Below are 7863 nucleotides of genomic sequence, written 5' to 3' on the forward strand. Positions count from 1 at the left end.
GATCAGACCTGCGTAGTGGATCGCTGAAGCTGCCGAAGGCTGAAGGCTCTTCATCATATCCTTTCAGTTTCATGCGCTGTTCCTTTTCCCGTTGTTCTGCTTCCTTGCGTTGCTGTTCCTGGCGTTCCTGGTCGAGCAGTTGTCCACCCAGCTTCATCCATTCAAACAGCTGGCGCAGCTCTCCCCCGTCAAGCCAGACGCCGTGTTCTTTGCAGCGATCAATAATCACACCGCTTTTTGCACCAAAGTTTACCCGGTGCATCAGTTGCTCACAGGCCGGGCATTTGATATAGGCGATCGGGTACTGGTTTGGGTCCCGTTTTTCGTTAATTGCTTCAAGTCCGGCCCGGTCAACACCGGAAATATTTTTAACGGTGGCCTCAAGTAGTGCCTCAAGCTCACCGGGATCAAAGAAAATGCCGAGGCATGTTTCACAACGATCAATCAGAAACCGACCATGTAACTTCAAATCAAGAGTTTTGAGCTTGATATTACAGCGAGGACAGATTCTTGGGGTGTCATTTTCATGGGTTGTGTAGTAATGAATCCCTTTCAGGTCGATGTCGGTACGGTTTCCGCAATAGCCACAAAGCAGCGATCCTGGCGCAAGGGGGGCATTACAGTTTGAGCATCTGGCCATGCATGATACCTTCTTGGTGTTAGATCTGATGATTAGCATGTTAGTATACTGAAAAATAGAACAAAGGGAAGCATGAGCCGATGACGTTGAAAATCACCCTGTTGACGCACTTTAAAGAAATTCCTAAAAAGTCAAATACTGGTCGTTTGGTGTTGGAGGTGTTGGGGGAGGCTGCAGAACAGATTCGGTGGGATCGCTTGAATCCACCTGCGGAACTTTTGGAGGAGATCGCATCAGGTAGTGTTGCCTTGGTCTATCCTGGTGCTGCTGATGAAGATGAGGTGGATCTGTCTGGTATCAAACAGTTTGTCGTTATTGATAGCACCTGGCATGAGGCCCGCAAGATACACCAGCGTAGTCCGTATCTGCAACAGGTGCGTCGCGTAAGCCTTAAGCCTGCAGGAAAGTCACGCTACAACCTGAGAAAAAATCAAAAGGAGTCTGGCTTGTGTACGGCTGAATGTGTGATTGAGCTTCTTCGGGCAACCGGCTATGCTGCAAAGGCAGATCAACTGGAGGAATGCTTTCTGGCCAATATGCGGCCGGAAACGGCTGTCAGAAGACGACAACAGCTGTCTGAAACTGGCTTGCCTTTATAGCATCATCAAATTGAACATCGGTCGTAACAGCTTTTGTTGCTGTTCTGTGGCAGAGTCCATAAAGGCATTCAGCAATGCATTGATCGCCTCAAACGGATCGCCTTTGATATCTTTGACCAGACCATCGCGCCCCAGGGTGATCAGAGATGGATACTCACCTTCCGGCTTGAAAAGCTTCAAAATCCTTTCTACTTTGTACTCTCCCATGGTCTCTTTGACTGCACCAAGAACTTCATTCAGCCCGGCAATCATGGCTGGTAGCCGATCATTGACGGTGGTAACAATATCCAGGCCTACCGGTAATTCAGCTATTCGTTCCAAGAAAAATTCGATCAGGTCACCCTTTATAAGCCCGCCATGCTGAGGTGCCAACGCCAATGGTGTTGGCTCAAGCGCCCTGATCTTTTTAACGGCCAGCTTCATTGCTTCATTTGAAGGCATATAGATCTGATGGAAAGCCTTAACACCGGCCCAGTTTTCTTCCGTTGCAATCAGACCTGAAGCCTCAACACCACCTAAAAAATCTCCTGTGAACAGTATGCGCGATTCAAGATCATAAATCATGCTGGCGCCCCTGAAGTGACAGTAGGGGGTCGGGATGAACTGAAGTTTGTGGCCGGTTGGGAGTACCAGACGCTGATCCTGCACCTGATCAATGGAGCGGAAGCGGACAGAGGTTAGACCGTTGAGACTGACCAATCGCCAGGTGTCTTCGGTGGCAATAATGTTCAGCCTTCTATTCATGGCGTACATCTTTGGTAGCACACCAACAACATCAGGATCTTGATGGTTAATAAAGGCCAGATTGATACTTGACAAGCCACCAGGCAGTACCGAGGAAACTTTGCGTGAAAGGCTGATAAAATCACTGGTCGGACCGGGGTCAATTAACAAGCTGCCGGATGTCTTGTTGCCCTCAAAAATTCTGAGGAAGCTGTTTCTACTCAGAAAGGTCTTGGTACCTGCACCAACCCAATAGACACCTGCGGAGATTTCAATCGCCTCATCCAGATTGTTTTGATTGCCCATGACGACACCTCGCTACTATACAGCTATTGCCGGGAAGAGGCCAAAGGGTGGAGAAGTGCCCTTTGGCCTCTTTGTTGGATGTTGGCAACCTAGAAGCGGTAGCCAACCCCAATACCAAACAGGTGGGGGTTTAGATCCAGCTTGAACTTGGTGCCGTTTAAGGCAACCTTGGTGTCAGCATTCAGATACTTGTAATCTATGTTGAAATACAGGTTGTCAGTAACTTTGAAGTCCGTGCCTGCCTGGGCGGCCCAACCGATACTATTATCTATTTTGCAGTCAAAGCCGTTCATTTTGGAGTCAAACGGGAAAATAACGTTTACACCGAAACCGATATACGGGCTGACTATGGATCCAGCGAGTGGGTGATACTTTAGAGTTATCGTCGGGGGTAATAGGTAGGTGGAACCAGCAGCATTGGCACCGAGTTTAATGTCATGCTTGGTTACGCCTGCAATAAGTTCTGCTGAGAAATTTTTAGTGACAAAGTATTCCAGGTCAAGTTCAGGAATGATGTTATCGGTGAGTGAGGGGGAAAGACCGCTAAGTTGACTGTCAAAAGATTCTGCTGGTTTTACATATATGGCTCTTAGTCTGACACCGAATGATTTGTAATCATCGGCTGCCTGTGCCACCTGTCCTGCGCCTACTGCCAACACTGCAGCTGCTGCTGCGATTCCACACCATTTTTTCATCAGTATTCCCTGCCTTTCGTGGGGTGTAGAGAAGCAATGCTTCTCGGTAAAAGTCAAAAAAGATATTTCATGTCTTTTTGTGCGGGAATTAGTCCTATTTTTGACCTAAGTCAATAAAAAAATGCTTGAAATTCAATAACTTAAATATATAGAATATTGAATTGTGGCGTTGTTGCAACAACTTGTGGTGTATACAAAGATTAATATTCCGACATAAATATCGTACAATTTGGTCTGGCTTTTCATGGTTTGTTTGTGTTTGAGTGAAAATAATTTTTATTTTTTGAAACATGATCCTGGCCAGTTTGACTTTGTTAATGGCACTGATTAGACTTGCTGCAAAAAGAGGATGAAAAGGTAGTAGTACAGATGAAAGAACTTCTGAGTGCTTTGATCAATGGAGGGTGAGCATGATTGAACTGATTCGAAAACGTCGTAGTGTCCGCAGCTTTACCGGGCAACCGCTTGAAAAGGAGCAGGTTGCGCTGCTGGTGGAAACCTTGCTGCGAGCGCCGACATCCAGAAATATAAATCCGTGGGAGTTTGTGCTGGTGGATGATGCAGAGCTGTTGTCAAAACTTTCAACAGCCAAATTACATGGCTCCGGTTTTTTGAAGGGGGCTGCCCTGGCGGTTGTCGTCTGTGCCGATGAGACCAAGTCAGATGTGTGGGTGGAGGATTGTTCGATTGCAGCCATCCTGTTGCAGATGGCTGCCCAATCACTTGGATTGGGCAGTTGCTGGGCTCAGGTTCGACAACGGCAGCATGATACTCAGATTACAGCAGAACAATTTGTGCAGGATCTGTTGGGGATACCGTCCCAAATCAGGGTTGAGGCGATTATTGGAGTCGGTTACCCGGCTGAAAAACGTACACCACTTGCAGCGGATCAACTGCAATATGCAAAGGTTCGCCATAATCGTTATGACATCCTCTGGAAACAGTAATGAAGAACAATCTAATTTAGGGTGATCAATGCATACCCTTTGTTCTGCCAGGCGATCTGAGAGGTCAGGACGTTGCCCACCAGAAACAGATCAGGCAGCAGTTGGGTGTTATCGACCTTAAAGACCCGGGTGGCCACGCTGCAGATCTCTACACGGATTCCTTTTTTCTTTAGGTCTGCCAGCAGTTCTTTCAGCTCTGGCGGCGCCTGATCCTTTGTAAACAGCTTGACCGCCGGTCCCCGCAGGGAAACAATTATGGTAGGCTTTACCTTTTGGTTGCTAATTCCTTCATAGGTTTCCTTGATCAACCCCAGATTGAACAGCAATTTGTCCAGTTCTGCCAGGCGCACATCAAAGATGGCTCGAGTCTGCTTCAATCCCTTGAGGGCAAACCGGTCGTCTGGTACAGTGTTGTCGGCGTGTATGATGGCAGGCAAGCCCAGCAGTGATAAAAACAGCGTTGAAACAAAAACAAGAGCCAGTTTTTTCATGTCATATCCCCCTTTTGCTGTGTTCTAACTAGCATACGCCAATCAACGTTTTACCGCAATCAGGAGTAGTCATGCCGTTTCATGAAGTTACCGGCCACTATGAGCGTCATCCGTATCCCCACTATCCGCTCCTGGCTTCGGTGAGGCGCTATGATACCTATGCCATGAACCTGACAGCCCTCTGGGCGAGGTTTAACGGAGAACTGCTGTCGGAACAGGAGGGGAAGATTCTGCTTTCCGGCTGCGGTGCCTTTGCCCCGTATCCGATGGCGCTTGCAAACCCCAAGGCAGAGATTACCGGGGTTGATCTGGCCCAGCATAACCTGCAGCGGGCACGATTGCATTGTCTGCTGCATCGTCGTTTTAATGTCAGATTACTGCAAGGGGATTTTCTCGATCCGACAGTTACACCGGGGCCGTACCACTTTATGGAGGCTGTCAGGGTGCTGCACCATCTGGATGACCCGGCAGCCGGTATGCGGGCGCTGGAGCAACGGCTGCTGCCGGGTGGCATCCTGAGGGTGATGGTTTATGGGCGCTATGCGCGGCAGGAGCCTGAATCGGTCCGGCGGGCGATGCGGTTGTTGCAGGTGCGGGATGTGGCTGCCATCAAGCGGATGCTTAAAAAGGCTGCGCCGGCCAGCAGGTTGAAACGCTATGTTGATGCTGCCTGGGAGGCGAAAAATGATTCCGGGCTGGCAGACCTGTTCCTGCACCCCAATGTCAAGACCTACCGTATTGACGAGTTCATGGAGCTGGTGGGGCAGAGCGGCTTGAAGCCGCTGCTGTTTACCCATCTGGATGCCCTGGCTGATCCTGAACAGGAGATCAGCCGTCTGCGTGAGTGTGACCGGCGTCGTGAAACCCGTGCCAATATCATCTGCTACCTGGGCAGAGACTGCAAGGGTGCTGCCAGCCCAACAGCAGGTTCGCAGCTGATGTTGAATCCGGCTTTGCGGGAGGCGGTTTCCCTGTTTCATCTTAGAGCACCGGTGCCGATTGATCGGCTGGGGCATGACAACCCCGCATTGAACTGGGGCGTGCGGCGCTTTTTGCGCCGCTTTATCAGGCCCAAGGCGGAGATGGCGCTCTCCAGCGTTGAACGGCAGCAGGCTGAAGATTATCTGAAGAAGCTGTTTCTGGTTAGGCTGCGGGAAGGGAGCTGCAGTTGTCAGTCCCGGTAGAAGTCGTTAGCGCGGGGGAGGGCCCAGTTATAGCGGATGGCCAGCAACCGCATGATGATCACCAGCATTGCTGCAGCAAGCAGGGACCAGGTATGGGGGATGTCGGTGTAGCGGTGCAGCAGATACAGCAGGGTGCCGCCCGCCAGGCAGGCTGAAGCGTAAACTTCACGCTGCAGTACCATCGGTACCTGGGCAGACAGTAGATCACGGATCATGCCACCGGCAGTGGCGGTCATGACTCCCATCATGACCGAACCGAACAGCCCAAGCTTGAACTCTAGTGCCTTGCCGGTGCCGATTACCACAAAGGTACCCAGTCCAACGGCATCAAAGTAGGGCAGGGGATGGTGCAGAAATTCCAGGTGGTGGCGGAAGATAAAGACGAACAGCGCAACCGCAACCGAGAGGTAGAGGTAGGTCTCATCTTTAAAAATGAACGGCGGCGTGTCCCCCAACAACAGGTCACGCAGGGTGCCGCCACCGCAGGCGGTAACCAGCCCCAGCATTAATACGCCAAACAGATTCATTTCCCGCCGGATAGCCGCCAGTGCCCCGGAAGCGGCAAAGGCGGCAGTCCCCAGCAGATCAAGGCTGTAAAGAAAACTCATTTGCCGCAGCACTTCTTGTATTTCTGTCCACTGCCACAGGGGCAGGGATCGTTACGGCCTACCTTGGTAACGGTAATCGGTTTGGGTTTGACCATGACACCATCACTAAAGTGCCAAACCCCCTCAACCCTTTTGAAAAGCGCATTTTCATGGTGTTCTCGCAGCGCTCCGTTCTCTTTGAAGCGGGCAATAAACTCCACCTCTCCGGTGGCGTCATCTTTGCTTCCCTTTTTGCTGCCGATGATTTTCAGCCCCAGCCATTCAGAATTTTCTGCCCAGGTTCTGGTGCCATCGTGATCGTATCCCTCACGTCCATCAGGGTGGGTACTGGAAAAAATAAAGTCCATCTCGGTTTTGGTGTAGGCGCTGTAGCGGGCTCGCATGAGCTGCTCAGCGGTTTGAGCAGGCAAGCTGCCTTTGATGATCGGCTCGCAGCAGTCGCTGTAGTTTTTTGTGCTGCCGCAGGGACAACTGGTCATGGTTGAAGCACTCCTTTACATGATTTGATTGGGATGATTTGGTACTGCTGGTCAGTGCTGTCGGTCGGGGATAGTGATACAGAGGCACTGCCCTTCTGCGTAAACAGTTTCCTCATCGCAAAAAAGTTTGCCGTGCACCATTACCTTGCGACCTTCAACCGATACCACCTGGCTTTCAAGGGTGACGACCTTTTTTATCGGTAGCATGTTACGGAAGCTGACATTCAGATTGCCCACCACAATCGGGTAGCCCGCTGCCCAGGCTGCCAGTCCCAGGGCTTCGTCCATCACCGCTGCAATGGATCCGCCATGGGCATGCCCAGGGGGGCCCTCGGTCTCAGGGCCAAACCAGATCCGGGCATGCAGGTGATTTTCAGCGTCACGGTAGTAGCGGGTGCGAAAACGGTTGCCGTCTGGTTCGCCGGATACAAAGCGCAGTGAGTCGCCCACCAGTGAGGGGGCATCAAAGGGGGTCCAGTCAGGTTCACCACCTAGGTCAACAATAGGTGATTGTTGATCGAACGTTATTGTCATAGAAAAAATCCTTTGTGAGTTTGATCTTCTATAAACAGCAGGAAGAGGGGGATGTGTAGAATTTATGCAACCAGTCGGTCGCGGTCATGATCTTTGGCATGTTTGAGCAGGCGCAGTAGAAAATCGCTGAGACAGGGCGTTAAGTCCTGAAAATGAACTCCGATGCCGGGGGCATGACGCAGGCCCCAGGACTGCTTCCAGCGAACCGTTGCCTTGATCTCACAGCCAGGTTCCTGAAAAAAAACGATCAGTTCGTCACCGATAGCGAACCGTTCCGGGTTAAAATCAACAATAAAGGCGCCGCCCCAGGAGATGTCCAGGGTAAAGGCGCGGGTTTCCGATTCTGCAAAACGTGTGGCGACTGAGATGCCGATAACATGGCGATGGTGGACGCGCAGCTGGCGAGCGGTAAAGTTGTAGCAGGCGCGGTTGATAAAGTCGTTGAGACTGTTTTCCTGCTTTGCTGCGCCAGGCATGGTCATCGGGATCAGCATAGTTCCCATCACCCGTACCCGCAGGGTAGGGAAAAAACCGGTCAATGAACAGGCAACAATCTTTTCTTCTCCCTTTGCCTTGACGATGGAGGGAAGGTCAACCAGAATTCCGCAGTACAGGCTTTTCAGGGCCAGATCTTCGGCCTCCAGAAAGGTGGAACAT

The 7863-nt window shown here is 51.0% G+C and carries 11 protein-coding genes; 3 read left to right on the top strand and 8 right to left on the bottom strand.

Going from position 1 to position 7863, the window contains the following annotated elements; all coding sequences use genetic code 11:
• Window positions 1-640, bottom strand: a 640-nt coding sequence (locus tag OEL57_RS11265; RefSeq protein WP_300740632.1) for a zf-TFIIB domain-containing protein, incomplete at its 3' end; no start/stop codon positions are given.
• An 80-nt stretch (window positions 641-720) separates the two neighbouring features.
• Here OEL57_RS11265 and OEL57_RS11270 point away from each other — a divergent pair.
• Complete coding sequence (locus tag OEL57_RS11270) at window positions 721-1239, top strand: tRNA-uridine aminocarboxypropyltransferase (RefSeq protein ID WP_300740633.1); 519 nt, start codon at window positions 721-723, stop codon at window positions 1237-1239.
• On the opposite strand, the gene OEL57_RS11275 is transcribed toward OEL57_RS11270, so the two are convergent.
• Both OEL57_RS11275 and OEL57_RS11280 read right to left on the bottom strand, forming a co-directional pair.
• On the bottom strand, window positions 1234-2268 hold the full coding sequence (locus OEL57_RS11275; RefSeq protein ID WP_300740634.1) for an MBL fold hydrolase: 1035 nt from the start codon (window positions 2266-2268) through the stop codon (window positions 1234-1236). The genes OEL57_RS11270 and OEL57_RS11275 overlap by 6 nt on opposite strands.
• 89 nt (window positions 2269-2357) lie before the next feature.
• Complete coding sequence (locus OEL57_RS11280) at window positions 2358-2963, bottom strand: OmpW/AlkL family protein (RefSeq protein WP_300740635.1); 606 nt, start codon at window positions 2961-2963, stop codon at window positions 2358-2360.
• Between the two features lie 410 nt (window positions 2964-3373).
• Between OEL57_RS11280 and OEL57_RS11285 the strand changes: the two genes are divergently transcribed.
• The gene (locus OEL57_RS11285) at window positions 3374-3910 is read left to right on the top strand and encodes a nitroreductase family protein (RefSeq protein WP_300740636.1); all 537 of its coding nucleotides are present in this window, start codon (window positions 3374-3376) and stop codon (window positions 3908-3910) included.
• Between the two features lie 11 nt (window positions 3911-3921).
• On the opposite strand, the gene OEL57_RS11290 is transcribed toward OEL57_RS11285, so the two are convergent.
• The gene (locus tag OEL57_RS11290; protein WP_300740637.1) at window positions 3922-4401 is read right to left on the bottom strand and encodes a DsrE family protein; all 480 of its coding nucleotides are present in this window, start codon (window positions 4399-4401) and stop codon (window positions 3922-3924) included.
• A 71-nt stretch (window positions 4402-4472) separates the two neighbouring features.
• Here OEL57_RS11290 and OEL57_RS11295 point away from each other — a divergent pair, with 71 nt between their 5' ends.
• Window positions 4473-5585 carry a class I SAM-dependent methyltransferase gene (locus tag OEL57_RS11295; RefSeq protein WP_300740638.1) on the top strand — a complete coding sequence of 371 codons (1113 nt, stop codon included), beginning with the start codon at window positions 4473-4475 and terminating at the stop codon, window positions 5583-5585.
• Here OEL57_RS11295 and OEL57_RS11300 read toward each other — a convergent pair.
• From OEL57_RS11300 to OEL57_RS11315, 4 genes are all read right to left on the bottom strand, one after another.
• Window positions 5573-6193: a trimeric intracellular cation channel family protein gene (locus tag OEL57_RS11300; RefSeq protein ID WP_300740639.1), complete on the bottom strand. Its 621-nt coding sequence runs from the start codon at window positions 6191-6193 to the stop codon at window positions 5573-5575. The genes OEL57_RS11295 and OEL57_RS11300 overlap by 13 nt on opposite strands.
• Window positions 6190-6672: a YchJ family protein gene (locus OEL57_RS11305; protein ID WP_300740640.1), complete on the bottom strand. Its 483-nt coding sequence runs from the start codon at window positions 6670-6672 to the stop codon at window positions 6190-6192. Before OEL57_RS11305 ends, OEL57_RS11300 begins: the two co-directional genes overlap by 4 nt.
• 51 nt (window positions 6673-6723) lie before the next feature.
• On the bottom strand, window positions 6724-7206 hold the full coding sequence (locus OEL57_RS11310; protein WP_300740641.1) for a PaaI family thioesterase: 483 nt from the start codon (window positions 7204-7206) through the stop codon (window positions 6724-6726).
• 62 nt (window positions 7207-7268) lie between these two features.
• A partial coding sequence (locus tag OEL57_RS11315; RefSeq protein WP_300740642.1) for a PilZ domain-containing protein occupies window positions 7269-7863 on the bottom strand: 595 nt, incomplete at its 5' end.

The organism is Trichlorobacter sp. (assembly GCF_030247655.1).
Taxonomy (GTDB): Bacteria; Desulfobacterota; Desulfuromonadia; order Geobacterales; family Pseudopelobacteraceae; genus Trichlorobacter.

Excerpts from the sequence above, each read along its gene's own strand:
- OEL57_RS11270 (WP_300740633.1), top strand. The coding sequence starts at position 721 with ATGACGTTGAAAATCACCCTGTTGACGCACTTTAAAGAAATTCCTAAA.
- OEL57_RS11275 (WP_300740634.1), bottom strand. The coding sequence starts at position 2,268 with ATGGGCAATCAAAACAATCTGGATGAGGCGATTGAAATCTCCGCAGGT.
- OEL57_RS11280 (WP_300740635.1), bottom strand. The coding sequence starts at position 2,963 with ATGAAAAAATGGTGTGGAATCGCAGCAGCAGCTGCAGTGTTGGCAGTA.
- OEL57_RS11285 (WP_300740636.1), top strand. The coding sequence starts at position 3,374 with ATGATTGAACTGATTCGAAAACGTCGTAGTGTCCGCAGCTTTACCGGG.
- OEL57_RS11290 (WP_300740637.1), bottom strand. The coding sequence starts at position 4,401 with ATGAAAAAACTGGCTCTTGTTTTTGTTTCAACGCTGTTTTTATCACTG.
- OEL57_RS11295 (WP_300740638.1), top strand. The coding sequence starts at position 4,473 with ATGCCGTTTCATGAAGTTACCGGCCACTATGAGCGTCATCCGTATCCC.
- OEL57_RS11300 (WP_300740639.1), bottom strand. The coding sequence starts at position 6,193 with ATGAGTTTTCTTTACAGCCTTGATCTGCTGGGGACTGCCGCCTTTGCC.
- OEL57_RS11305 (WP_300740640.1), bottom strand. The coding sequence starts at position 6,672 with ATGACCAGTTGTCCCTGCGGCAGCACAAAAAACTACAGCGACTGCTGC.
- OEL57_RS11310 (WP_300740641.1), bottom strand. The coding sequence starts at position 7,206 with ATGACAATAACGTTCGATCAACAATCACCTATTGTTGACCTAGGTGGT.